This window comes from Bartonella sp. LB28NMGDW (genome assembly GCF_042194435.1).
GTDB lineage: Bacteria > Pseudomonadota > Alphaproteobacteria > Rhizobiales > Rhizobiaceae > Bartonella > Bartonella grahamii.
In genome coordinates this window covers 1-25,759 of sequence record NZ_JBHIMX010000009.1, presented here as the reverse complement: position 1 = coordinate 25,759, position 25,759 = coordinate 1, and the positions used below count along the sequence as shown (strand labels likewise).

Sequence of the window (25,759 nt, the reverse complement as noted above, 5' to 3'; positions counted from 1 at the left end):
TCTAAATGATAAATACTTATCTTCAATAAATTATATGCTATCTTTAGTATTCTTTCTTTTGTTTTTTAATGTTGGTATTGTTCCTTAGAAGATAAATCAGCGTGAGCGTTTTTATGCCATATATTACAGGGAGTAAAAACTATCGTTAGTAACTTTTGTAATGAAGAAAGCATGTTATCTTGGCTTAAGTTTTTGCTTTTTAGAGAAGATACTTATATGCACGTTCTATTTATTGCGGTTACACCGTCTAAGCTATTTTCTTCATTATATCAATATATCTTATGATGAAGAACGCAAAATGAATATGTAAGAAGTTCTTTTATTATAAACTTAAATTTTATTCTTATAAAAAATTAATAACTATTTGTTTTTATATAATAATTTTATAAAAACGAGTAACAATTCTGAAACAACAAAGAAGTTTTTAACCAGAATGTTGTTCTGCCATTTCGACAAGCTGTGTCATAATATTCGCTGCTCCAACAAGCCTTTCATCCGCTGTGGACCAATCACGAATAAGAGCGATACTTTGATCTGGTCGAATTTTTGCCATCGAACCTTGTTTTCCAACCCACTGAACAAGAGCAACACTATTTGCAAAATAATTATTGCGAAACTGTATAACAATCCCCTTTGGTCCAGTATCCAATTTTTCTACATGCGCTTTTCGACACAATGTTTTGATATAAAAGACTTTAAGAAGGTGTTGAACTTCAAGCGGTAAAGGACCAAAGCGATCAATTAACTCCGCTGCAAATTCATCAATTTGTTCTAAATCATCAAGTTCTGTTAAACGACGATAAAGCCCCATACGTAATGGCAAGTCAGGCACGAAACTTTCTGGTATCATCACTGTTGTACCAAGTGAAATTTGAGGAGACCATTGCTTATCTTCATTTAGCTCTCCATCTTTTAATTCAGCAACAGCTTCTTCAAGCATTTTTTGATAGAGTTCAAATCCAACTTCTTTAATATGCCCCGATTGCTCTTCACCTAAAAAATTGCCTGAACCACGGATATCCATGTCATGGCTTGCCAATTGAAAACCAGCCCCCAAGGTGTCAAGAGATTGTAAAACTTTAAGACGACGATCAGCAGCAGCTGTTAAAACTTTACCAGCAGGAAATGTAAAGAGTGCATAAGCACGTTGTTTTGAACGCCCTACCCTCCCTCGTAACTGATAGAGTGCAGAAAGACCAAACATCTCAGCGCGATGCACAATTAGGGTATTGGCTGTTGGAATATCAAGACCAGATTCAATAATGGTTGTCGATAGCAAAACATCATATTGCCCATCATAAAATGCATTCATGATATCATCAAGTTGTCCAGCCGGCATTTGTCCATGAGCCACAACGAATTTCAGTTCTGGCACATGTGTTTTGAGATATTCTTCTACAAAAGTCAGATCAGAAATACGAGGACAAATATAGAAACTTTGTCCGCCACGATAATATTCTCGAAGCAGGGTCTCTCGTATAACAAGTGCATCAAAGGGTGAAATAAAAGTACGAACGGCCATTCTATCAATGGGGGGCGTTGTTATCAATGAAAGTTCACGTACACCCGATAATGCTAACCCTAAAGTGCGTGGTATGGGAGTTGCTGAAAGTGTGAGAACATGAATATCACTTTTAAGCTCTTTTAAACGCTCTTTGTGTTTGACACCAAAATGCTGCTCCTCATCAATGATGAGAAGGCCTAATCGTAAAAAATTAACTGCACCACTTAACAATGCATGGGTTCCAATGACAATATCGATTGTACCATCTGAAACACCTTTTTTTACTTGTGCAAGTTCTTTTGCTTTTACAAGCCTTGAAGCATGTCCAATTTTAACCGGTAATCCTTGAAACCGCGAAATAAATGTCTTGTAATGTTGACGTGAAAGCAAAGTTGTCGGTACAACAACAGCAACCTGATATCCATTTAATGCTGCGACAAAAGCACTTCGAATGGCTACTTCGGTTTTTCCAAAACCAACATCACCGCATATCAAGCGATCCATAGGCTTTCCTGAGGCTAAATCGTCTAAAACAGCATCAATTGCATTCATTTGATCTTCCGTTTCTTCATAGGGAAAGCAAGCAACAAACTCATCAAATGGTCCAACTGGTGGAAGTAAAGCAGGCGCAGCACGAGTTATACGTTCTGCAGCTATACGAATTAATTGCCCTGCCATTTCCAATAAATGTTTTTTAAGCCGAGCTTTACGTGCTTGCCAAGCAACACCCCCTAATTTATCTAAAGTTACCTCTGTTCCTTCTGAGCCATAACGTGAGAGAAGCTCAATATTTTCAACAGGTAAAAAGAGTAAATCACCTCCAGCATATCTAATTTTAAGGCAATCTCGTAAAATTCCAGTGGTTTTGATGGTTTTAAGACCAACAAATTGGCCAATACCGTGGTCGATATGCACAATAATATCACCAGAATTTAAAGCAGAAATTTCAGAAATAAAATTTGTATTATTTTTACGCCGCTTTGGCGATCTTATAAAACGATCGCCAAGGATATCTTGCTCTGCTATAACAGCCAAATCTTCAGCCTCAAAACCATGTTCTATCATGATAACAGCTGCTAATATGCGATCTCGTGGTGTTGCTTTGACAGTTTGCAAGGATTTTGCAACATCTATTTTTTTCAATCCATGCTCATCGAGAACTTGTAACAAACGATTGAGAGATCCTTCACTCCAACACGCTAAAAGCACTTTTTTACCAGCAGTGCGTAAAGATGCGATATGATCAATAACACTTGAAAAAACATTTTTTTCCTGCGCATTACGCTCTTTTACAAAATCATATCCCTGTTTAACATTGGTGTGAATAACAGTTTTTTCCGAACTTTGTGGAATATTAAAAGGCGAAAAATCAATACGCTGTGAAGATTGTTGCACACTTTCCAAAACACGCTCTGGAGTTAAATAGAAAAGACTAGGATCTATTGGATGATAAGAAGTAGAATTTTTTTCATCATTTTCGCGCTCTTTGCGCGCGTTATAATAGTCCTCAATAAGACGATAGCGTTCAATGAAGGCTTCTTCTATGAGATGCTCAAAAACTATCGGTAAGTTACCACAATGGTCAAAAAAACTATCAAGGTTTTCATAAAAAAATGGAAGCCAATGTTCCATACCGGCAAAACGCCGACCTTGAGCAATTGCTTCATAAAGCATGTTATTTTTTTGTGATACACCAAATGTACGGGTATAATTGCTCTTAAAACGGCTTATGCGTTCTGGTGTGAGAACAACCTCACTCATTGCCTGTAATAAAAGTTCAGTTTTTTGGCCTGTTGTCCTTTGACTTTCTGGATCAAATATGCGGATACTTTCTAGGGTATCTCCAAAAAAATCAAGACGTAAAGGTTCAACATCCATGGGAGAAAAGATATCAAGTATTCCTCCTCTTACAGCAAACTCACCAACATCACGGACAACCGTAACGCGTTCAAAACCATTGGTTTCTAAAAACTGAATAAGATTTCCCATGTTATTGCGCTGGCCAACACGTGCGTGAATAAGCTGAGCTTCTATCATTTCACGAGGAGGTAACTTTTGCATAATCGCATTTGCTGTTGTTAATATAATTGCAGGATGCGGATCTTTACGTAAATTTGCTATGTGTGCCAATGCTGATAATCGACGTGCCATAACAGAAATTCCTGGTGACACACGATCATAAGGCAAACAATCCCATGCAGGAAATTGAAGTATGGGTAAATTGGGCTCAATAAAATTTAAAACTTGTTGTAAATGAACAATTTTTGTTCCGTCGCGGACAACATAGATGAGCGGTTTACCTTGTGCAATTTCTGAACTTAATTTCGCAAGCGCAAAGGCTTCAAATCCATCAGGAACTCCATCAAAAATCATACGAACAGAATTATTTTTTGGAATAACAATTTTTTTAAATATAGGCATCGGGATTAATAACTTAAGCAAGTACGATAATTGGCAATATCACGAAAAAGTGGACTATCAACTTCAGAGGGTGGCGAAACTTCTCCAGTAATCCATGTGAGTAAATCACGATCATCAAAAGACATAATATATTCAAGTTCAGAGAGCGTTTTATCATTCATTTCAGTAATATGAGTATCGACATAATGTCCAAAAATGAGATCCATTTCACGAATACCGCGATGCCATGCACGAAAAATCAATCGACGACGACGCACATCTAATTGATTTTTGTCAACGACAAAAACTGTCATAAAAAATCTCCTTGAATAAAGTAATATAAACTATTCAATTAGTCGTATAAAATTTGTACCTTGCTTTTAAGGAAGTTCTATAATCTTTTGTTCTTTAAGTGTAATTCGACGATGCATTTGCTTAGCCAAAGCGTAATTATGTGTTGCAATAAGAGCAGAAAGACCCGACTGGCGAACAAGGATAGATAAAGCTTGAAAAACATAAGCTGAAGTTACGGGATCAAGATTTCCTGTAGGTTCATCAGCCAAAAGAACCGAAGGGCCATTTGCTACTGCACGTGCAATAGCAACACGTTGTTGTTCTCCTCCCGATAACTCTGAGGGACGATGGTTAGCACGATGAGAAACACGCAGATACGTCAATAATTTGCGCGCACGATCTTCTGCTATGGATTTTTTTAATCCTGCTATCATTTGCGGTATCATAACATTTTCTAACGCCGTAAACTCTGGAAGTAAATGATGAAATTGATAAACAAAACCAATATCATTTCGTCTTATAGCTGTTCGCTCACTATCAGAGCGCTTTGCACAAGAAATACCCCGTAACATCACATCACCAGCTGTTGGTTTTTCTAATAATCCAGCAATATGAAGAAGTGTTGATTTTCCAGCACCAGATGGTGCAACAAGTGCAACAAGCTCTCCACGATTAAGAATAAAATTCGCTTTATCTAAAACAATAAGCGGCTTATGACTCTCGAAAAAGTGTCTTTCAATCTCTACAAGCTCTAAAATAGCTGTCATTATTCATACCTCAAAGCTTGTACGGGATCTAGCTTAGCAGCACGCCATGCCGGAATGAGAGCAGCAAGAAACGACAAAAATAAAGCCATCATAGCAACCAAGATGGTCTGTTTCCACTCAATTTGTGCAGGCAATTTTGTTAAAAAATAAAGTTGAGGATTAAAAACGTCGACATTAAATAACCAAGATATAAAGTCTTGGATATGATTAATATTAGCGGTCGCGATAACACCTAAAACTAAACCCAATATAGTTCCAATAAAACCAATCATCATTCCTGTAATGATAAATATACGCAAAATCGCACTCTGCTGAGCCCCCATCGTGCGTAAAATCGCAATATCATGACTTTTATCTTTTACAAGCATAATCAGCCCTGAAATAATATTTAAAGCAGCAACAAGAACGATCAGAGAAAGAATGAAAAACATAACATTTCGTTCAATCTGTAAGGCTGAAAAAAAAGCCTGATTGCGTGTACGCCAATCAATTAAATAGACCTGTTGATCAACTGTTTTTTCTACAATAGGTTTTATTTGATCAACAGCATCAGGATCATTTAGAAATAATTCTAAAGACTGAACCTTATCTCCCAAATTAAAAAATATTTGTGCTTCATGGAGAGGCATAAAGATAAATATTGAATCATATTCAGACATACCAACTTCAAAAATAGCAACGACTTTATAAGCTTTCACACGTGGGGTAACGCCAAAAGGAGTCTCATCACCATCTGGAGTAATAATACGAATATCTCTTCCAACTGTCAGTCCCAATTTTTCTGCTAAGCCACTTCCAATTGCAACACCTTCTTCTTCATCAAACCGAGAAATCGATCCTAATTTAATGTTTTGAGAGACTGTTTTAAGCTTTTCTAGATCTTGTTTGCGCATACCACGAACTAATGCGCCAGAGCCACCTTGAACTTCACCTTGAACAAGCGCTTGACCTTCAATAACAGGCAAAGCAAACTTCACACCATTTGTAGATTCTAAAGAAGAAATAAGAGTCTTATAATCAGAAAAACCAGAATCAACAGTTTGAACAATAAGATGCCCATTCATACCAAGAATACGATTGAGAAGTTCTGTACGAAAGCCATTCATCACCGCCATAACAACAACCAGAGCAAATACGCCCAACATAATCCCAATAAGAGAAATAATTGAAATAACAGATGCAACGACATGTTTTTTATTGGGAATCATATAACGAAAAGCGATCATCCACTCATAAGATGAAAACCATTTGTCTTTCAGCCTCTTCATAACATTTCCTATTAATTTATAGAAAGTTGGCTGAGTACATCTTCAACCTTTAGAGATTTTTTTACACCTGTTTTTCGATCTTTAATTTCAACTTCATTTTGTGCAATGCTGTTAGGACCAACAATGATTTGCGTTGGCAAACCAATCAAATCCATTGTTGCAAATTTTGATCCAGGACGTTCATTTCTATCATCTAATAATGGATCAAAACCAGCCTCCTTTAATCCCTGATAGAGAAACTCACATGTCTTTGTGCATTTTTCATCATCGGATTTCATATTGATAATTCCAAAATCAAACGGTGCCATCGACTTTGGCCAAATAATACCATTTTCATCATGAGAAGCCTCTATAGCGGCCGCAACAAGACGCGAAGGTCCAATACCATAAGATCCCATAGAGACTACATGCTCTTTTCCATCTTGTCCCATAACTTTTGCTCCCATTGGAGCAGAATATTTCGTGCCAAAGTGGAAAATATGCCCGACTTCAATACCACGCGCTGAAAGACGATTATGATCAGAAATTTTAGCCCACTCCTCTTCATTATGCATTTCTTCCGTCGCTGCATAAAAAGATGTCCATTGTTTAACAATATCATCCAAAACAGCTTTATCACTAAAATCGATTGAACTATCAGGAACAGTAAGTTCAAGAAATTGTTTATCACAGAAGATAGCGCTCTCTCCCGTTTCAGCCAAAATGATAAATTCATGACTGAGTTCCCCCCCTATTGGACCTGTATCTGCACGCATAGGAATTGCTTTTAAACCAAGACGAGAAAAAGTGCGTAAATAAGCAACAAACATACGATTATAAGATGTTTTAGAACCTTCATAATCAAGATCAAAAGAATAAGCATCTTTCATTAAAAATTCTCGTGCCCGCATCACACCAAAACGTGGGCGAATTTCATCACGAAATTTCCATTGAATATGATATAAATTAAGTGGAAGATCTTTATAAGAACGAACATATGAGCGAAAAATATCTGTTACCATCTCTTCATTGGTTGGACCATAAAGTAAATCACGCTTTTGGCGATCTTTAATGCGAAGCATTTCCAAACCATAATCATCATAACGACCGCTTTCACGCCAAAGATCAGCAGATTGAATTGTAGGCATCAATATTTCTATTGCACCCGCACGTTCTTGCTCTTCACGAATAATTTTACAAACTTTATCAAGCACTTTTTTTCCTAAGGGAAGCCAAGAATAAATTCCTGATGTTTGTTGGCGAATCATTCCAGCGCGCAACATGAAGCGATGAGAAACAATCTCTGCTTCCTTAGGATTCTCTTTTAAAAGTGGAAGGAAATATTGAGTAAGACGCATTAAATAACTAACTCCTAATCACACCTATCATATCGGAACAATTTATCACACCCTCTATTCATCTATAGCCGCATTCTGAATACTTGCAAATATAACGATCTTACTATTTAAAAATTTACCAGGCTTTATTCTTTATTTTTCTTATTTAGCAATAAAATAAAAATGCTCTTCTCTTTTTAAATAACGTAATATGAAAGCTCTTTTATTTTGACCGATGTAAAAAAACTGTACAGATAGGTTTTTTTTGCCAAATTTCATGAACAGCCGCCCTCACAGCACGTCGTGTTGCCTCTCGAATAAGTTCATTATTTTTCTGTTTCATGCGTGGGATATTATAAACTGTATTTTCTATAATATCTAAAAGAATATCTTTTAAACTTTCTCCCTTTCCATTACTTTCAGGTAACCCGAATGTTGTTAGACCTATATCCCCTAATAATTCATGCTTACTATTTATATGGAGAGAAATAGTAACATGACCAGCATAACTTAGTTTGCGACGTTCACGAATCCCTAGTTCATTTTCATCTCCAATTAGGCAACCATCCTTATAGATGCGGCCAACAGGAACTTGATCAACAACTTCTACAGGCTCCGGTGCAAAACGTAACATATGTCCATTTCTGATATCTGTAACAATTTTAATACCCGCTTGACGCGCTAAAGTTGCCTGAGCCTTAAGATGCATTGCTTCCCCATGTACAGGAACAAGTATCTGTGGCTTTACCCAATCATACATCTGTAAAAGTTCTGAACGACGGGGATGACCGGAAACATGAACAAGTGCATCTTCATTCGTGATAATTTCAATACCCAAATCAATGAAACGATTTTGTACCTCAATAATCGCTTTTTCGTTTCCTGGAATACTTCGTGATGAATAAATAACGGTATCACCAGCAGAAAGTGTAATATTTCTCATTCCATCACGTGACAGTTTAGCCAAAGCAGCACATGGCTCACCTTGGCTCCCTGTGACAATTAAAACAAGATCTTTTCGCGAAATGTAACCATAATCATCTTCCGTTACAAATGGTGCTAAACCATTCATATAACCAAGCTCTTGTGCAACCATAATACTTCGCTTAAGGGAACGCCCAATGACAAGCACCTTACGTCCAGCAGCTTCAGCTGCAAGAGCAATAGAACGTATCCGACCAATATTAGAAGAAAAAGTTGCTATTGCAACGCGCCCTTCAGCTTTGGAAATAATCTCAGAAAGACTGGCTTGAACCTGCTGCTCTGATGGAGATATACCATCCCGACACGCATTTGTAGAATCACAAAGTAATGCTAAAACACCTTTTTTTCCTAACGCACGAAATCTTTTTTCATCCGTCACAGCCCCAAGTGAAGGAGTATGATCAATTTTCCAATCACCAGTATGAATCACAGTCCCCAAAGAGGTTGTAATTGCTAAAGATACAGATTCTGGTATTGAATGGTTAACAGCTATAGCCTCTACAGTAAAGGAACCTACCTGAAAACAATCACCAGCTTGAAAAATATTGAGTAAATTTTTTTGAGATTCAAAATCTAATTGTTTTTTAGTTTCCAATAATCCTGCTGTAAAAGGCGTACAGTAAATTGGAACTTGTAGCTTTGGCCATAAATCAAGAACGGCCCCATAATGATCTTCATGTGCATGTGTTAAAACAAGACCCCGTATATTATGTTTTTCACTTTCTAGAAAACGAATATCAGGAAAAACAAGGTCGACTCCTGGTAATTCAGAACCAGCAAAACTAATTCCCATATCAACCAGCAGCCATTCACGAAGATGTTGGGGACCAAATCCGTAAGCAGCTAAATTCATCCCTATTTCACCTACCCCCCCCAGAGGTAAAAAAACAAACTCATTCTTATTAGCTGCAACCATAAACATCTCCCAAAATCATTAAGGTATCTGATGGTAAAATAATTTTTTAATAACAACCTGCATTAATAGAAGCAGCCGAACCAAAATGAATATCTCCAGCTGTTATAATGGCTGTCTGACCATTTTTTTGCTTTATGATGCAGTTAAAATCACTATCAAGACCATCAAAAACACCCTCAATGACTTTTTCATCATTCACCACTTTGACATGTTTCCCAAGGTGAGCAGAATATAAAAGCCATTTTTTTCGGATTATTTCACATCCTTTTGGTTGTTTCCAAAGAAGGTAATTTCTAGAAAAACACTCCGTCAAAACCGTAAATAATTGTTCTGCTTCAATATGCAAACCGATATTCTTTAAGCTTGAAGTGGGATAAGGTGCATCTTCATAATTATATTTCACATTTATTCCAATACCAATAACCAATGCATATTGTTGTGATGACAACTTTAAAATCTCAAGCAAAACTCCTGAGCTTTTAGCTCCTTGTAACAAAATATCATTTGGCCATTTTAAACTCACAATATTGTTTGTCTGATTTTCATCTTTTATCAATTGTTTTATTGCCTCTACCACACTTATTCCAGCAACAAAACCAAGTTGAGCTGCAGTTTGATGAACAATATCATCAATTAATAAAAGACTAGAATAAAGGTTCCCTTTGGGACTAGACCAAGTCCTCCCTCTTCTTGCTCTTCCCTGTGATTGTTCTTGTGCAACAATCCAAAGATTACCTTGATGACCAGTTTGCGCTTTTCGTTGCGCAGTGAGATTTGTTGAGTCAACACTATCGTACGCTTCAATAGTGTATCCTTGTTCTTGAGCAAAATCTGATAAAATATAAACCATATTCATTAAAACAATGCAGCTGCTGCTTTTTCTGCTAATTCAGCAAACCAAACTCCAAAAAGTGTATAAAATAAAATAAACAATGCAGAAAGACCAAGACAAAATTGAAGCTCATTCGATAAAACAACAAAATGCGCTTTTGCGTCATCAAACCACATAATTTTAATGACTCGTAAATAGTAAAAAGCTCCAACGACAGACGCTATCATCCCAACGACTGCAAGTGGCGTCAGACCAGCATGGACAGCAGCAGAAAATGTATACCACTTCCCAAAAAAACCAGCCATAGGTGGTACACTGGCTAACGAGAAAAGCTGTATTGTCATAACAATAGCCATAAACGGATTTGTCTTTGCTAACCCTGAAAGATCATAAATATTTTCAACATTGCCATTCTGAGAGCGCATTCCAAGAATAAAAGCAAATGAGCCAATCGTCATTCCAAGATAAATCGTCATATAAAGAATAACACTTTTTATTCCTAGCATATCTCCAGCAGATAAACCAACAAGTGCATAGCCCATATGACTGATCGACGAATAAGCCATTAAGCGCTTAATGTTATTTTGACCAATTGCAGCAAATGCACCAAGTATCATTGATGCAATCGCCATGAAGACCAAAATTTGTTGCCATGCAGGCATCACATTATCAACACGCCCTAGGGGAATAAAGGTCATCACAATAATACGGATGATTAAAGCCATTGCAGCAACTTTAGGGGCACCAGCAAAAAATGCCGTAATCGGTGTTGGCGCTCCTTCATAAACATCAGGTGTCCACATATGAAATGGAACAGCAGAAATTTTGAAAGCCAAACCAGCTAAAATAAAAACAATTCCAAAAATGACCCCCAATTGTAAATTTTTACCTTTTAAAGCAAGAGCAATTTCGTGAAAACCAATTTGACCGGTAAAACCATAAAGTAAAGAAATACCATAAAGCAGCAATCCTGAAGATAATGCTCCTAAAACAAAGTATTTTATACCAGCTTCAGAAGATTTTACATTATTACGATTAATCGCTGCTAAAACATATAAAGCTAAAGATTGCAGTTCTAACCCCATATAAAGCGACAGCATATTACCAGCTGAAATCATAAACATCATTCCAAGGGTTGCTAAAAGAACAAGCACTGGAAATTCAAATATATTAAACTTTTGTGCATTGGCAAAACCAACAGACATGATAAGAGAAAAGAGTGCACCAATAAGCATTAAAATTTTCATATAACGACTAAAGGAATCGATAACGAGCGCATTGGTTTGAAATGAACCATTTTTCGGAAAAACTATAAGAATAATAATAGTTGCCACAAGAAGTGCCATGGCTAAACCTGTCACTGTTAAAGAAGCACGTGTATTGGAATAAACACCAAACATAAGCAACACGACAGCTCCTAATGCGATTAAAAGCTCCGGAAGAATTAAGACTAATTGCGCTATTATTTCAGTTTGCATGTGCATTCTTCCCTTATCTAGTGCAGTTTATTGATGAGGGTTTCTACGGAAAACGCCGTTGCTTTAAGAATAGGCGTTGGATAGATACCAAAGAATATTGTAAGAACAACCATTGGATAAAGGATGAATTTTTCTCTTAAAGAAAGATCTATTAATACTTTTAAATTCTCTTTATCCAAGGAACCAAAAACCACACGCCTATAAAGATAAAGGGCATAGGCTGCCGATAAGATAACACCTGTTGTTGCTAAAACAACAACCAATTTATTTACTTGAAAAACACCTATTAAGGTTAAAAATTCACCCAAAAATCCTGAGCTTCCAGGCAAACCAACATTTGCCATAGTAAAAATTAAGAAAACAACAGCATATTTAGGCATATTATTCACTAAACCACCAAACGCTGAAATTTCACGTGTATGCAAGCGATCATAGATAACCCCAACACAAAGAAACAACGCTGCTGAAACAATTCCATGGGATAGCATCTGATAAATAGCCCCTTGTATCCCTTGTTCATTCGCAGAAAAAATGCCCATTGTCACATACCCCATATGAGCTATTGAAGAATAAGCAATAAGCTTTTTGATGTCATTTTGAACAAGTGCAACCAACGACGTATAAATAATAGCGATAAGTGATAATGTGAAAATCAAAGGTGCAAAATCTGCTGAAGCGATAGGAAACATAGGCAAAGAAAAACGAAGAAAACCATACCCACCTAATTTGAGTAAGACACCAGCTAAAATAACGGAACCCGCTGTCGGTGCTTCCACGTGAGCATCAGGAAGCCATGTATGAACCGGCCACATTGGCATTTTAACTGCGAAAGAAGCAAAAAATGCAAGCCATAACCATATTTGCATATGAGCAGGAAACTGGTAATTGAGTAAAGTTGGTATATCAAGTGTCCCAGCCTCCCAATACATAGCCATAAGAGCAACCAGCATAAGCACTGAACCAAGTAAAGTATATAAGAAAAACTTTATACTTGCATAAACACGACGTGCTCCACCCCATACACCTATGATGATAAACATTGGAATAAGGCTACCTTCAAAAAAAACATAGAATAGCATTGCATCAAGAGCACAAAAAACGCCAATAATCGCAACTTCTAGAAGAAGAAATGCAATCATATAAGCCTTTAATCTCTCTTTAACATTTTCCCAACTTGCTAAAATACAAAAAGGCAAAAGAAAAGCCGAGAGAACAACAAAAAGAATAGAAATACCATCAACCCCCATATGATAGCTAATGCCCCCCCCTAACCAACTGGACTTTTCAACCATTTGAAAATTTGGGTTGCTAGAATCAAATCCTATCCAAATAATTAAAGAAATAATAAAAACAAATAGAGTCGTAAAAAATGCGACATTACGTATATTATGGCGTGCTACTTCACTATCATCTTTGATAAACAAAATCAGAAGCACACCAATAAGTGGCAAAAATGTAACCGTAGAAAGAATAGGCCAATCGGTCATTAGTTTACGCCCCCGATCATCATCCATGTAATGAGTAATGCAACGCCGATAAGCATTGCAAATGCATAGTGGTAAAGATAGCCTGTTTGCAATCGAACAATTCTATTTGTAATATCAACAACACGCGCTGCGATACCATTAGGACCTAAACCATCAATAATTTTACCGTCTCCCACTTTCCAAAGAAAAGAACCAATTCTAAAGGTAGGACGAACAAATAAAAAGTTATATAATTGATCGAAATACCATTTTTGGTAAAGAAAATTATATGCTCTTGGCATAATACGAACCATTTTCTTAGGAAGAGATGGAATAGAAACATAAAATAAATAAGCTAAAATAAACCCAAGAACCATCGCTATAAATGGCGACCATTTTACCCAATTAAAAACATGGTGGGAATCATGAAGAATGTGATTGTGGCTGCTTGTAAATAATGCTCCCTTCCAAAAAGCATTATACAAGTCACCAAAAAAGTAAGGTTGGAAAACGACACCAGAAAATATTGCTCCAATAGATAAAAGAAAGAGTGGAATCAACATAACTGGAGGCGATTCATGAACATGATGCATAACATCAACTGTTGCCCGTGGTTTACCATGGAATGTCATAAAGATAAGCCGCCATGAATAGAAACTTGTTAAAAAGGCGGCAAAAACAAGAAGATAAAAAGCATATCCTGAAGCAATATTATGGGATGCAAAAGCAGACTCTATAATCGCATCTTTCGAGAAAAAACCTGCAGTCCCGAAAAGTGTTCCTGGAATCCCAACACCGGTCAATGCAATGGTCCCGACCATCATCATCCAATAGGTGACCTTTATATGTTTGCGTAACCCACCCATTTTTCGCATATCTTGTTCATCAGATACAGCATGAATCACAGAACCTGCACCAAGAAACAATAAGGCTTTAAAAAAAGCATGCGTAAAAAGATGAAAGACAGCAGCGCCATAAGCTCCAACACCTAATGCCACAAACATATAACCAAGTTGAGAGCATGTAGAATAAGCAATAACACGCTTAATATCATTCTGCACCAACCCCACAGTTGCTGCAAAAAACGCTGTTGTTGCACCAACAATAATAATCACGGTCAAAGCAGTCGAAGAAAGTTCAAAAATTGGCGACATACGCGCAACCATAAAAACACCAGCCGTTACCATTGTAGCGGCATGAATAAGCGCTGATACAGGGGTTGGCCCTTCCATTGCATCAGGCAGCCAAGTATGTAAAAGAAATTGTGCTGATTTTCCCATCGCACCAATAAATAATAAAAGACATGTAATGGTAATTGCCGTCTGCCCATCAAATTGCCAACCTAAAAATGTCATATTTTGTATAAAGCTATTGTTTGCAGCTTTTGCAAAAATAGAGGCAAAATCAACCGATTGGAATAAAACAAAAATACTAAAGATTCCTAAGAGAAAACCAAAGTCTCCAACACGATTGACCACAAAAGCTTTCATTGCAGCCTTATTAGCAGAATCGCGCTGAAACCAAAAACCAATGAGTAAATAAGAAGCAAGTCCTACACCTTCCCATCCAAAAAACATCTGAATCAAATTATTGGATGTAACCAACATAAGCATCATAAATGTAAACAAAGAAAGATAAGAAAAAAAACGAGACCTTGAAGGGTCATGGTGCATATAACCAATTGAATAAATATGCACCAATGCCGAAACACTGTTCACAACAATAAGCATGACAGCTGTTAATGCATCAACATGTAAAGCCCAGTTAAAGCTTAAGTCAGCAACAGTCATCCAATGTAATACCAATACGTCAATCTTTGGAATATGACCAAGTGCAATACTGAAAAATGCTATCCACGATAATATGGCAACAACAACCATAAAGCTACATGTTATCAATTCACTCGCACGATCTCCTATCGTTTTTCCACCCAGTGCAGCAATTAAAAAACCCAAAAGCGGAAGAAAGACAATCGTATAATACATCACTGGTTAGCCTTTCATTACATTAACATCTTCAACCGCAATGGAACCACGATTACGGAAAAAAACGACCAGAATTGCTAAACCAATGGCAGCTTCAGCAGCTGCTACGGTTAAGACAAATAAAGCGAATATCTGACCAACGAGATCATGAAGAAATGCTGAAAACGCAACAAAATTGAGATTAACTGAAAGCAATATAAGCTCAATGGACATCAAGATAATAATCACGTTTTTTCTGTTGAGAAAAATTCCAGCAATACCAATTGTAAACATCAAAGCAGAAACAGTGAGATAATGTGTAATATCAATATACATCTACATAGCCCCCCCTTACATACCTTTACCTGATTCAACTTGTTTGATTTCAATGGCACTTTCTACCGTTCTAGAAACTTGCTCCGCAATAGATTGCCGCTTTACTCCTAATTTATGACGAAGTGTTAAAACAATAGCCCCAATCATTGCAACCAATAAAATCATTCCAGCAATTTGAAAATAGAAAACATAATCCGTATAGAGAATATCTCCTAATGCTTGTGTATTTGTTCGCTGCGCTAAATCTGGCATTGGTTGCGTAACATGTGTTCTCAAAACTGGAGAAAAATAGCTACTCACAAAAACAACAATCAATTCTACAGCGATAATAACACCAATAAGAGCTCCAATAGGAGCATACCGAAGAGTTCCACTCTTTAACTCAGCAAAATCAACGTCAAGCATCATAACGACAAACAAAAATAAAACAGCGACAGCTCCTACATACACAACAAGCAGAATAAGCCCTAAAAATTCTGCTCCTGCAAGCAAAAATAAAGCTGCTGCATTAAAAAATGCGAGAATTAAAAACAAAACAGAATGCACTGGATTGCGTGCTGTAATAACAATAACTGCACTTGTTAGCATAATAAAAGCAAACAAATAGAAAAATGCCGCCGCTAGATCTGTTAGCATAGGCTTCTCCTTAATTATTCAAACAATTGGTATAAACTTCATACCAGATTACAATTTATCGGAAAATATCCGACACCTCATTTAACGATACACTTAGCGATAAGGCGCATCCATCAATATATTGCGAGCAATTTCTCGCTCCCAGCGATCTCCATTTAATAAAAGCTTTTCTTTATCATAATAAAGTTCTTCACGTGTTTCCGTCGCAAACTCAAAATTTGGACCTTCGACAATAGCTTCAACCGGACAAGCCTCTTGACAAAAACCGCAGTAGATACATTTAACCATATCGATATCATAACGAACAGTTCTACGCGTACCATCATTGCGCCGTGGTCCAGCTTCAATTGTAATCGCTTGAGCAGGACAAATTGCTTCACATAATTTACAAGCAATACACCTTTCTTCACCATTTGGATAGCGACGCAATGCATGCTCACCGCGAAAACGCTGAGATACAAAGCCTTTTTCATAAGGATAATTAATCGTGGGCTTTGGTGAAAAAAATTGACGCATGGCTAAGAAAAAAGCACTCACAAATTCCAATAGAAGAAGTGACTTTGCCGCCTGAATAAAACCTGACATCGTAAAATCTCCTCTTAAACGAAATCCGTAAACTTTAAAAAAGCAGCAGTTATCACAACCATTGCTAGTGAGAGAGGAAGAAAAACCTTCCAACCAAGCCGCATGAGCTGATCATAGCGATAACGTGGAACAAATGCTTTAACCATAGCAAACCAAAAAAATACAAAACAGACTTTTAAAATAAACCAAATGATACCAGGAACCCAATTAAGCCACCAAACATCTAAAGGTGGCAGCCAACCGCCTAAAAATAGAATAGTTGTTAATGCGCACATTAAAACAATCGCAACATATTCACCAAGAAAGAAAAGCATGTAAGGCGTTGAAGAATATTCTACCATATGACCAGCTACAAGTTCAGATTCTGCTTCCACCAAATCGAATGGAGGACGGTTTGTCTCTGCAAGCGCAGAAATAAAAAATATAATAAACATTGGAAAAAGGACCAACCAATTCCAATCGAGAAAGCTGTTAAAAGGAAGACCAAGAGTTGTACCAATTCCAGAACTTTGTTTATGAACAATTGTTGTGAGATCCAACGAACCACTTATTAAAATGACAGTCACAAGCACAAAACCAATGGAAACTTCATAAGAAACCATTTGTGCCGCCGAACGAAGGGCTCCTAAGAAAGGATATTTTGAATTCGATGCCCATCCCCCCATAATGACACCATAAACCTCAAGAGATGAAATGGCTAAGATATAAAGCAAGCCAACATTAATCTTCGCAACCTCCCAGCCCTCATTGACAGGAATAACAGCCCAAGTTGATAAAGCAAGTGTCGCTGAAACAAAAGGAGCCAAAAGAAAAACACCCTTATTTGCACCTGCAGGGATAATAGGCTCCTTAACAACAAATTTAATTAAATCTGCAAAAGACTGTAACAAACCCCATGGACCAACAACATTTGGTCCACGACGCAATTGCACCGCTGCCCAAATCTTTCTATCTGCGTAAAGAAGATAAGCAACTAAGATCAAAAGAACGACCAAAAGAAGAAGTGTTTTTCCAACTATAATCAGTAATGGCAATAGCCAAGTCATAAAGAAATCATACATCATTATTCCTTTTCCTTTGCCTTACTTTATAGTTTGCGTAGCACGGTTTTTTGCAAGAGATGAACATTCAGCCATAACAGCAGAAGCACGTGCTATCGGATTTGTTAAATAAAAGTCTTTAACCATAGAAGTAAAGGTGTGACTCTCTAGAGAAACCATTTTTGAACCAAGCGCCTTAAGACCACTTATATCAGAAGGTACTATATCATCAACAGCACAAAGGTGTGGATAATCATTAAACAAGCATTGTCTTAATTGAGAAAGAGAATCAAAAGGGAGCCTTTGTCCTAAAATATCCGATAAAGCACGCAAAATAGCCCAATCTTCTTTTGCTTCACCTGGAGCAAAACCAGCCCGATTTGTCATTTGGACACGTCCTTCTGTATTCACATAAAGCCCTGATTTTTCAGTGTAAGCAGATGCAGGCAAAATAACATCAGCAGCATGTGCACCATTATCACCATGGCTACCAATATAAACTGTAAAAGCTTTTGTATTGGCTAATTCTACTTCATCAGCACCAAGTAAAAATAAAACTTCACAGGTTTTAAGAATATTTGCAACCCCAAGCTTAGAAGTAAAGCCTATGTCCAATCCTCCAACAATCGATGCTGCATTATGAAGAATCCCAAACCCATTCCATTCTTCACTAAGAGCACCAATATTGTCAGCTAATTTAGCAAGACTTTTTAAAACAGATAAACCTTCATTTCCTGAAACAGCTCCCTCTCCGATAAGAATAAGGGGCCTCTTCGCTTCTTTTAAGACATTTAAAAAAACATCCTCTCCACGAATAAGTGTCGTTAATGTATCACTCCCAGATCCAAGATAAGAATAAGGATAACGTAAATCGACTTTCTCTCCAATTAATGCAATAGGAAAATTTCCCATCCGTTGGCGCTTTAAAATACGCGCATTTAAAACAGCCGCTTCATGACGTGGATTAGATCCCACAATAAGCAGTGCATCAGCCTGTTCAATACCTGCAATTGTAGGATTAAAAATATAACTCGAACGCCCAAACTCAGGCGATAAAGCCCCCCCTCTTTGGCGACAATCAAAAAGCGTTGAGCCCAAAGAACTCAATAATGCTTTAAGGGCATACATTTCCTCAACAGACGCAAGATCTCCAGCAATCGCTCCAATTTTTTCTGGCAAGGTTTTAGAAACCACCATTTTAATTTTTGCAAAAGCTTCTGTCCAACTGACAGGCTGAAGCTTTCCATCTTTGCGTACATATGGCCTATCAAGCCGCTGAGTGCGCAATCCATCCCAAATAAAACGCGTTTTATCAGAGATCCATTCCTCATTTACATCTTCATTCGTACGCGGCATAATCCGCATAACCTCACGGCCACGGCTATCAATACGGATCGCACTACCAAGCGCATCCATCACATCAATTGATTCCGTTTTTACCAATTCCCACGGACGAGCATGAAACGCATAAGGTTTTGAAGTTAAAGCTCCCACCGGACAAAGATCAATAACGTTTCCCTGTAATTCAGATGTCATAGCTTTTTCAAGATATGTCGTAATTTCAGCATCTTCGCCGCGACCGATCAAACCAAGCTCAGAAATACCTGCGACTTCTGTTGTAAATCGAACACAGCGTGTGCAATGGATACACCGTGTCATAACTGTCTTCACAAGTGGCCCAATATATTTATCTTCTACAGCACGCTTATTTTCACTATAACGAGAACAATCACGCCCATAAAGCATTGCTTGATCTTGAAGATCGCATTCTCCCCCTTGATCACACACAGGACAATCCAAAGGATGATTAATGAGAAGAAATTCCATAACACCTTCACGTGCTTTTTTTACCATCGCCGTATTGGTAAAAATCTCAGGTGCTTCACCGTTAGGCCCCAATCGTAAATCACGAACCCCCATAGCACAAGAAGCCTGAGGTTTCGGAGGACCACCCTTAACCTCAACCAAACACATACGACAATTTCCAGCAATTGACAAAGATTCATGAAAACAAAAACGTGGAATTTCTGCCCCAGCCGCCTCAGCAGCCTGAAGCAACGTGTAGTAATCAGGAACTTCAATCTCTTTGCCATCAACTTTGATATTTATCATCACCCATCCAACCTGCGGATAACCCACTTAAAATTTGCATTCGGCTGCTCTTTAAAAAATCTTCTATCCTACAGCTTCTAAAGCAATATTTTTGCTTTGGACTACATTTCGCGTGTATTCATCAATTCTACGCTCGATTTCCGGACGAAAATTACGTATCAATCCCTGTACAGGCCATGCGGCAGCATCACCAAGCGCACAAATAGTGTGTCCTTCAACCTGTTTCGACACTTCAAACAAAAGATCAATCTCGCGTTTTTGCGCTCTTCCCTCAACCATACGCCCTAAAAGACGCATCATCCACCCCGTCCCCTCACGACACGGTGTACACTGACCACAACTCTCGTGCTTGAAAAAAGCAGCTATACGCCAAATTGCCTTGATAATATCGGTTGATTTATCCATAACAATCATTCCCCCCGTGCCAAAAGAAGACCCAACATCTCGCATCCCATCAAAATCCATGATTGCATCGATCATATCCTCACCACGGACAACTGGACAAGAAGCTCCCCCTGGAATAACTGCTAAAAGATTATTCCATCCACCACGAACACCACCCGTATGTTTTTCAATTAATTCACGGAATGAAACACCAAGAGCGTCTTCAAATGTACAAGGTGCATTAACATGCCCTGAAACCATAAATAATTTCGTTCCAACATTATTTGCTCGTCCGATTGATGAAAACCACGAAGCACCCCGCCGCAAAATCGTTGGAACTACAGCAATGGACTCTACATTATTTACTGTTGTTGGACAGCCATAAATCCCCATATTGGCAGGAAATGGTGGTTTAAGCCGAGGTTGTCCCTTTTTCCCCTCAAGACTTTCAAGAAGAGCTGTTTCTTCACCACAAATATAAGCACCAGCTCCATGATGAATAACAATATCACAAGCATGCCCATATTTCGTTTTTTTGCCAAGTAAACCTGCATCATAGCATTCATCAACGGCAGCTTGAAGCGCTTCACGTTCACGGATATATTCACCACGAATATAAATAAAAGCAACATTGGCTCCCATAGCAAAAGTAGCAATTGCACATCCTTCAATCAAAGTATGGGGGTCATGACGTAAAATATCACGGTCTTTACAAGTTCCAGGTTCAGATTCATCGGCATTGACAACCAAATAATGAGGACGCCCATCATTCTGCTTTGGCATAAAGGACCACTTCATTCCGGTAGGAAAACCAGCACCACCACGACCGCGTAAACCCGATGCCTTCACCTCATCAATGATCCAATCACGACCTTTGTCAATCATCTCTTTCAGACCATTCCAATGCCCACGCAACATCGCAGCCTTTAATGATTTGTCTTTTAAACCATAAATATTGGTGAAGATACGATCTTTATCAGCTAGCATACCCCACCTTTTTTTCTATTACCCATAGCATTTTCCGCTTTTCCTCAAATGCAATTTTTAAATATCTTTTCAAAACTTCTTACTTTTCATTAAATGTTGCCATCATGGGTAGAATAATAAAATATTTTCTCAAGAAAAATACTTAATTATGTTCCCACTCTTTCCTTATCCTTTTTGGGTGAAGACTTAAGAGATCTTTTTTTCCTTCTCATCATCAATAAGAGAAGTTAAACCACTAATCGGTTCCGACGACTTACGGCTACTTTGCGGACCAACCGTTATCTCAGAACCTTTCCCAGCTTCAAATGCATCAATAATTTCTTCAAGACGCTCAGCTGTAAGATCTTCATAAGTATCTTTAAAAATCATAACCATCGGAGCATTCACACAAGCACCAAGACATTCTACCTCTTCCCATGATAAGGTTCCATCCTGATTGGTAACAAAAGGTTCATGATGAATTTTTTTCTGACAAACTTTAATCAATTCACCAGATCCACGTAACATACAAGGGGTTGTACCACAAACTTGAATATGCGCTTTTGTTCCAACAGGCTTAAGCTGAAACTGAGTGTAAAAAGTTGCAACTTCCAGAACACGAATATAAGCCATAGAAAGAATCTGAGCAATATGCTCAATCGCGGCACGTGTCACCCAACCATCTTGCTCTTGAGCACGCATTAATAACGGAATTACAGCAGACTGCTCACGCCCTACAGGATATTTCTCTATAGTATTTTTTACCCATATCTGATTTTCTTTTGTAAAAGAAAACTCAGCGGGCTGATAAACTTCATCTGCAAGACGGCGTACGGACATTAGCGATCAACCTCCCCAAAAACAATATCAATCGAACCCAAAATAGCTGTAGCATCCGCCAGCATATGACCTCTGGTTAAAAAATCCATAGCTTGGAGATGCGCAAACCCAGGAGCACGCAACTTGACACGATAAGGCTTATTGGTTCCATCAGAAACAAGATAAACACCAAACTCACCCTTCGGAGCTTCCACAGCAACATATACTTCTCCAGGAGGCGTATGAAAACCTTCCGTATAAAGCTTGAAATGATGAATTAGTGCTTCCATCGAACTTTTCATTTCACTCCGTTTCGGTGGTACAACTTTGCGATCCAAGCTCGAAACCGGTCCATTTTTTTCAGTACTCAGCAAACGCTCCACACATTGGCGCATAATTTTTGCTGATTGACGCATTTCTTCCATACGAATAAGATAGCGATCATAACAATCGCTATTCTTACCTACAGGAATATCAAATTCCATTTCATCGTAACATTCATAAGGCTGACTTTTACGTAAATCCCATGGAACACCAGCTCCACGAATCATAACCCCAGAAAAACCACGTGCCCAAGCTTCATCAATACTTACAACGCCAATATCCACATTACGCTGCTTAAAAATCCGATTCGGGGTCACAAGCGCATCAAGTTTTCCGAGAGAAACAAGAAATGGATCAATAAAATCACCAATATCTTCAACTAAAGATTCTGGTAAATCTTGATGCACGCCACCGGGACGAAAATAATTTGCATGAAGACGAGCGCCACAGGCACGCTCATAAAAAATCATCAATCTTTCACGCTGTTCAAATCCCCAAAGCGGTGGCGTTAAAGCACCAACATCCATTGCCTGTGTCGTTACATTAAGCAAATGATTAAGAATACGCCCAATTTCAGAAAACAAAACACGTATTAATTGCCCTCTTTTAGGAACTTTAATATCCAATAACTTTTCAACAGCAAGAACAAAAGCATGTTCCTGATTCATAGGAGCAACATAATCCAAACGATCTAGATAAGGAGCCGCTTGAAGATAAGTTTTTGTTTCCATTAATTTTTCGGTACCGCGATGCAATAGCCCAATATGTGGATCCACACGCTCAACAACTTCGCCGTCCAACTCCAAAACCATGCGCAAAACCCCATGCGCGGCAGGATGCTGCGGACCAAAATTGATATTAAAGTTTCGAACATTGACCTCAGCCACAATCAACCCCTTGCCTTTTAAAAAACTTCATATCAAATATCAAAAAAATCTATCATACTAAAAAATATTTAATTATTTAAGAAACACAGTACTCTAATATAATGCCTTATCAAAACCAATATTATTTTTTTTCATCCGCTTTTCCATCACATGGCAAAGTATACTGGCCCCCTTCCCAAGGAGAAAGAAAATCAAAATTACGCATCTCTTGGCGCAAAACAACAGGTTCATAAATCACCCTCTTTGCTTCATTATCATAACGACATTCAACAAATCCTGTCACAGGAAAGTCTTTGCGTAAAGGATATCCTTCAAACCCATAATCTGTTAAAATTCGTCTCAAATCCGGATGTCCTGAAAATAAAATCCCATACATATCATACGTTTCACGTTCATACCACTCTGCGCCAGGATAAACCGTACAAGCTGAAGCAACAGGAGTATTTTCATCCGTACGAACTTTTACACGTAAGCGTAAATTCTCACGAGGAGATAACAATTGGTAAGAAACATCAAAGCGCTTATCGCGAGAAGGATAATCCACACCACTAATGTCTGTGAGATTAATAAATTGACAGCGCGAATCATCACGAACAAACATTAAGACATCGACAATTGCATCAAGACGTGCCACAACGGTCAATTCACCAAAAGCAATAACAGTCTCTTCAAGCTTATTTTTTAACTTATTTTCCAAATAAGCAGCAAGTTCAACCAAAGTTTCATCCATCATGACAAGAAAACTCTCTATCGCTCTATGGATCCGGTACGACGGATTTTTTTCTGTAGCAACAATATGCCGTATAATAATGCCTCTGCTGTAGGTGGACACCCTGGAACATATATATCGACAGGCACGATACGATCACATCCACGCACCACTGAATAGGAATAATGATAATATCCCCCACCGTTTGCACATGATCCCATAGAAATCACATAACGTGGCTCTGGCATCTGATCGTACACTTTTCTTAAAGCAGGAGCCATCTTATTTGTTAGAGTACCTGCCACCACCATTACATCTGACTGACGGGGTGAAGCTCGTGGTGCATAGCCAAAACGCTCATTATCATAATGAGGCATTGAGCATTGCATCATTTCGATAGCACAACAAGCCAAACCAAAACTCATCCACATTAAAGAACCGGTGCGAGCCCAAGTAATCAAAGCATCTGCCGAGGTAACTAAAAAACCCTTATCTGATAATTCAGCATTAATATCACGAAAAAACTTATCATCAGATCCTATCAGCCCACCAGTATTTGGATCAATGATTCCTTTTGGTTTTGGAGCTGCAATCGTTGAATTATTAGATCTTAATTCCATTCCAGGGCTCCTTTTTTCCATTCATATATAAATCCAATAGTCAAAATCGCTAAAAACACAATCATCGACCAAAAGCCAAACATACCTATCGATTCGAATGAAACAGCCCAAGGAAAAAGAAAAGCAACTTCAAGATCAAAAATAATAAATAAAATTGATACCAAATAGAAACGAATATCAAACTTCATGCGTGCATCACTAAATGAATTAAACCCACATTCATAAGCCGATAACTTTTCAGGATCGGGGGAACGATATGCTACAATGTAAGGTGTAATCAACAAAACTCCAGCAATAACCGCTGACACAATAATGAAAATCAAGACTGGCAAATAAGAGCTCAATAAATAAGCCATAACCCTCTTCCATCGTAACGAAACACCTGAGTTTAACACAATGATTCAATATTGCGAAACCAAACAGACAAATTTAACAATCGCTCTATTAACTCTATTCATACTGCTTCAAAGGCATACAGAGCGATACTTTTCTTATCGGCATAGGTAACGCAGAGCAAAGAAAGACGCAAGCCCTATTCTTATAAACCATATAAAAAGGAAGAAAAAACACATTTATCCCCCAATCGAATACTCCACCACCTCACTCATAGCATATGGATATTTAAAAAAGAAAATTTCATAAGGAATCATGAAATGGCGCGAGTGACGGGGCTCGAACCCGCGACCTCCGGCGTGACAGGCCAGCACTCTAACCAACTGAGCTACACCCGCGCATTTTTTTCGAACCAATTTAATTTGGTACAAGCGGTCGTGTAAGGGGTTCATGCGTTTATGTCAAGAAGGATTATGCATTTTTAAAAAAAATTATCAAATACCATCTTTATTCTTGCGTTTAGAAAAATTTTTCCTTAAAGAATCTCCATTCAATTGCTGGTCATTGCATTGGGCGATTAGCTCAGCTGGTAGAGCGCCTCGTTTACACCGAGGATGTCGGGAGTTCGAGTCTCTCATCGCCCACCATATAGCTTTATATTCCTATTAAGCTGTTGATTCTTCATATGTTTTTTTAAGTGAGGGACGCGTAAATAAAAGTTAGGGAATAGGATTTTCTAACGTTTCTCTATAAAGCACGCTTCGCACAATGTTTCTAATGTTTCTTTGAAATCTGCTAACGCTTCTTGATGTAAGCCAT

20 protein-coding genes, 2 tRNA genes and 1 pseudogene are annotated in these 25,759 nt (G+C 38.1%); 1 reads left to right on the top strand and 22 read right to left on the bottom strand.

Going from position 1 to position 25,759, the window contains the following annotated elements:
• Window positions 1-424: 424 nt before the first annotated feature.
• The 22 genes and pseudogenes from mfd to ACFIKG_RS06370 all read right to left on the bottom strand — a co-directional run bounded on the left by mfd (window position 425) and on the right by ACFIKG_RS06370 (window position 25,338).
• Window positions 425-3,925 carry a transcription-repair coupling factor gene (mfd, locus tag ACFIKG_RS06475; protein ID WP_375651946.1) on the bottom strand — a complete coding sequence of 1,167 codons (3,501 nt, stop codon included), beginning with the start codon at window positions 3,923-3,925 and terminating at the stop codon, window positions 425-427.
• A gap of 5 nt (window positions 3,926-3,930) precedes the next feature.
• Window positions 3,931-4,218, bottom strand: a complete 288-nt coding sequence (locus ACFIKG_RS06470) for a succinate dehydrogenase assembly factor 2 (RefSeq protein ID WP_375627300.1) — start codon at window positions 4,216-4,218, stop codon at window positions 3,931-3,933.
• A gap of 66 nt (window positions 4,219-4,284) precedes the next feature.
• Window positions 4,285-4,965, bottom strand: coding sequence for an ABC transporter ATP-binding protein (locus ACFIKG_RS06465; protein ID WP_375627301.1), 681 nt, complete (start codon window positions 4,963-4,965; stop codon window positions 4,285-4,287).
• On the bottom strand, window positions 4,965-6,233 hold the full coding sequence (locus ACFIKG_RS06460) for a lipoprotein-releasing ABC transporter permease subunit (protein WP_375625897.1): 1,269 nt from the start codon (window positions 6,231-6,233) through the stop codon (window positions 4,965-4,967). The genes ACFIKG_RS06465 and ACFIKG_RS06460 overlap by 1 nt, the downstream gene beginning before the upstream one ends.
• 11 nt (window positions 6,234-6,244) lie before the next feature.
• The gene (proS, locus tag ACFIKG_RS06455) at window positions 6,245-7,570 is read right to left on the bottom strand and encodes a proline--tRNA ligase (protein WP_375651945.1); all 1,326 of its coding nucleotides are present in this window, start codon (window positions 7,568-7,570) and stop codon (window positions 6,245-6,247) included.
• 202 nt (window positions 7,571-7,772) lie between these two features.
• The gene (locus ACFIKG_RS06450; protein WP_375627303.1) at window positions 7,773-9,449 is read right to left on the bottom strand and encodes a ribonuclease J; all 1,677 of its coding nucleotides are present in this window, start codon (window positions 9,447-9,449) and stop codon (window positions 7,773-7,775) included.
• Window positions 9,450-9,495: 46 nt separating this feature from the next.
• Window positions 9,496-10,305 (bottom strand): biotin--[acetyl-CoA-carboxylase] ligase, encoded by an 810-nt coding sequence (locus ACFIKG_RS06445; protein WP_375627304.1) that lies wholly within the window; start codon window positions 10,303-10,305, stop codon window positions 9,496-9,498.
• Complete coding sequence (gene nuoN, locus ACFIKG_RS06440) at window positions 10,305-11,759, bottom strand: NADH-quinone oxidoreductase subunit NuoN (protein ID WP_375627305.1); 1,455 nt, start codon at window positions 11,757-11,759, stop codon at window positions 10,305-10,307. The genes ACFIKG_RS06445 and nuoN overlap by 1 nt, the downstream gene beginning before the upstream one ends.
• Window positions 11,760-11,776: 17 nt before the next feature.
• Window positions 11,777-13,246 carry an NADH-quinone oxidoreductase subunit M gene (locus ACFIKG_RS06435; RefSeq protein WP_375625906.1) on the bottom strand — a complete coding sequence of 490 codons (1,470 nt, stop codon included), beginning with the start codon at window positions 13,244-13,246 and terminating at the stop codon, window positions 11,777-11,779.
• Window positions 13,246-15,210: an NADH-quinone oxidoreductase subunit L gene (gene nuoL / locus ACFIKG_RS06430; RefSeq protein ID WP_375627307.1), complete on the bottom strand. Its 1,965-nt coding sequence runs from the start codon at window positions 15,208-15,210 to the stop codon at window positions 13,246-13,248. Before nuoL ends, ACFIKG_RS06435 begins: the two co-directional genes overlap by 1 nt.
• A gap of 6 nt (window positions 15,211-15,216) precedes the next feature.
• Window positions 15,217-15,525 (bottom strand): NADH-quinone oxidoreductase subunit NuoK, encoded by a 309-nt coding sequence (gene nuoK / locus ACFIKG_RS06425; RefSeq protein ID WP_015856359.1) that lies wholly within the window; start codon window positions 15,523-15,525, stop codon window positions 15,217-15,219.
• Between the two features lie 15 nt (window positions 15,526-15,540).
• Complete coding sequence (locus ACFIKG_RS06420; RefSeq protein ID WP_273723185.1) at window positions 15,541-16,161, bottom strand: NADH-quinone oxidoreductase subunit J; 621 nt, start codon at window positions 16,159-16,161, stop codon at window positions 15,541-15,543.
• A 93-nt stretch (window positions 16,162-16,254) separates the two neighbouring features.
• Window positions 16,255-16,746 (bottom strand): NADH-quinone oxidoreductase subunit NuoI, encoded by a 492-nt coding sequence (gene nuoI / locus ACFIKG_RS06415; protein ID WP_273723184.1) that lies wholly within the window; start codon window positions 16,744-16,746, stop codon window positions 16,255-16,257.
• Window positions 16,747-16,760: 14 nt separating this feature from the next.
• Window positions 16,761-17,807, bottom strand: coding sequence for an NADH-quinone oxidoreductase subunit NuoH (gene nuoH, locus ACFIKG_RS06410; protein ID WP_375625919.1), 1,047 nt, complete (start codon window positions 17,805-17,807; stop codon window positions 16,761-16,763).
• Between the two features lie 21 nt (window positions 17,808-17,828).
• Window positions 17,829-19,898 carry an NADH-quinone oxidoreductase subunit NuoG gene (nuoG, locus tag ACFIKG_RS06405; RefSeq protein ID WP_375651944.1) on the bottom strand — a complete coding sequence of 690 codons (2,070 nt, stop codon included), beginning with the start codon at window positions 19,896-19,898 and terminating at the stop codon, window positions 17,829-17,831.
• A gap of 63 nt (window positions 19,899-19,961) precedes the next feature.
• Window positions 19,962-21,269 carry an NADH-quinone oxidoreductase subunit NuoF gene (gene nuoF, locus ACFIKG_RS06400; protein WP_375627308.1) on the bottom strand — a complete coding sequence of 436 codons (1,308 nt, stop codon included), beginning with the start codon at window positions 21,267-21,269 and terminating at the stop codon, window positions 19,962-19,964.
• A 146-nt stretch (window positions 21,270-21,415) separates the two neighbouring features.
• Window positions 21,416-22,088 (bottom strand): annotated as a pseudogene (gene nuoE, locus ACFIKG_RS06395) (NADH-quinone oxidoreductase subunit NuoE).
• Complete coding sequence (locus ACFIKG_RS06390; protein WP_375625911.1) at window positions 22,088-23,278, bottom strand: NADH-quinone oxidoreductase subunit D; 1,191 nt, start codon at window positions 23,276-23,278, stop codon at window positions 22,088-22,090. Before ACFIKG_RS06390 ends, nuoE begins: the two are co-directional and overlap by 1 nt.
• Before the next feature lie 121 nt (window positions 23,279-23,399).
• Window positions 23,400-24,011 carry an NADH-quinone oxidoreductase subunit C gene (locus ACFIKG_RS06385; RefSeq protein WP_375651943.1) on the bottom strand — a complete coding sequence of 204 codons (612 nt, stop codon included), beginning with the start codon at window positions 24,009-24,011 and terminating at the stop codon, window positions 23,400-23,402.
• Between the two features lie 14 nt (window positions 24,012-24,025).
• On the bottom strand, window positions 24,026-24,607 hold the full coding sequence (locus tag ACFIKG_RS06380; protein WP_273723174.1) for an NADH-quinone oxidoreductase subunit B family protein: 582 nt from the start codon (window positions 24,605-24,607) through the stop codon (window positions 24,026-24,028).
• Window positions 24,598-24,963 carry an NADH-quinone oxidoreductase subunit A gene (locus ACFIKG_RS06375; protein ID WP_005773599.1) on the bottom strand — a complete coding sequence of 122 codons (366 nt, stop codon included), beginning with the start codon at window positions 24,961-24,963 and terminating at the stop codon, window positions 24,598-24,600. The genes ACFIKG_RS06380 and ACFIKG_RS06375 overlap by 10 nt, the downstream gene beginning before the upstream one ends.
• A gap of 298 nt (window positions 24,964-25,261) precedes the next feature.
• Window positions 25,262-25,338 (bottom strand) — tRNA-Asp (locus tag ACFIKG_RS06370).
• A 173-nt stretch (window positions 25,339-25,511) separates the two neighbouring features.
• Between ACFIKG_RS06370 and ACFIKG_RS06365 the strand changes: the two genes are divergently transcribed.
• Window positions 25,512-25,587 (top strand) — tRNA-Val (locus tag ACFIKG_RS06365).
• Window positions 25,588-25,759 lie beyond the last annotated feature (172 nt).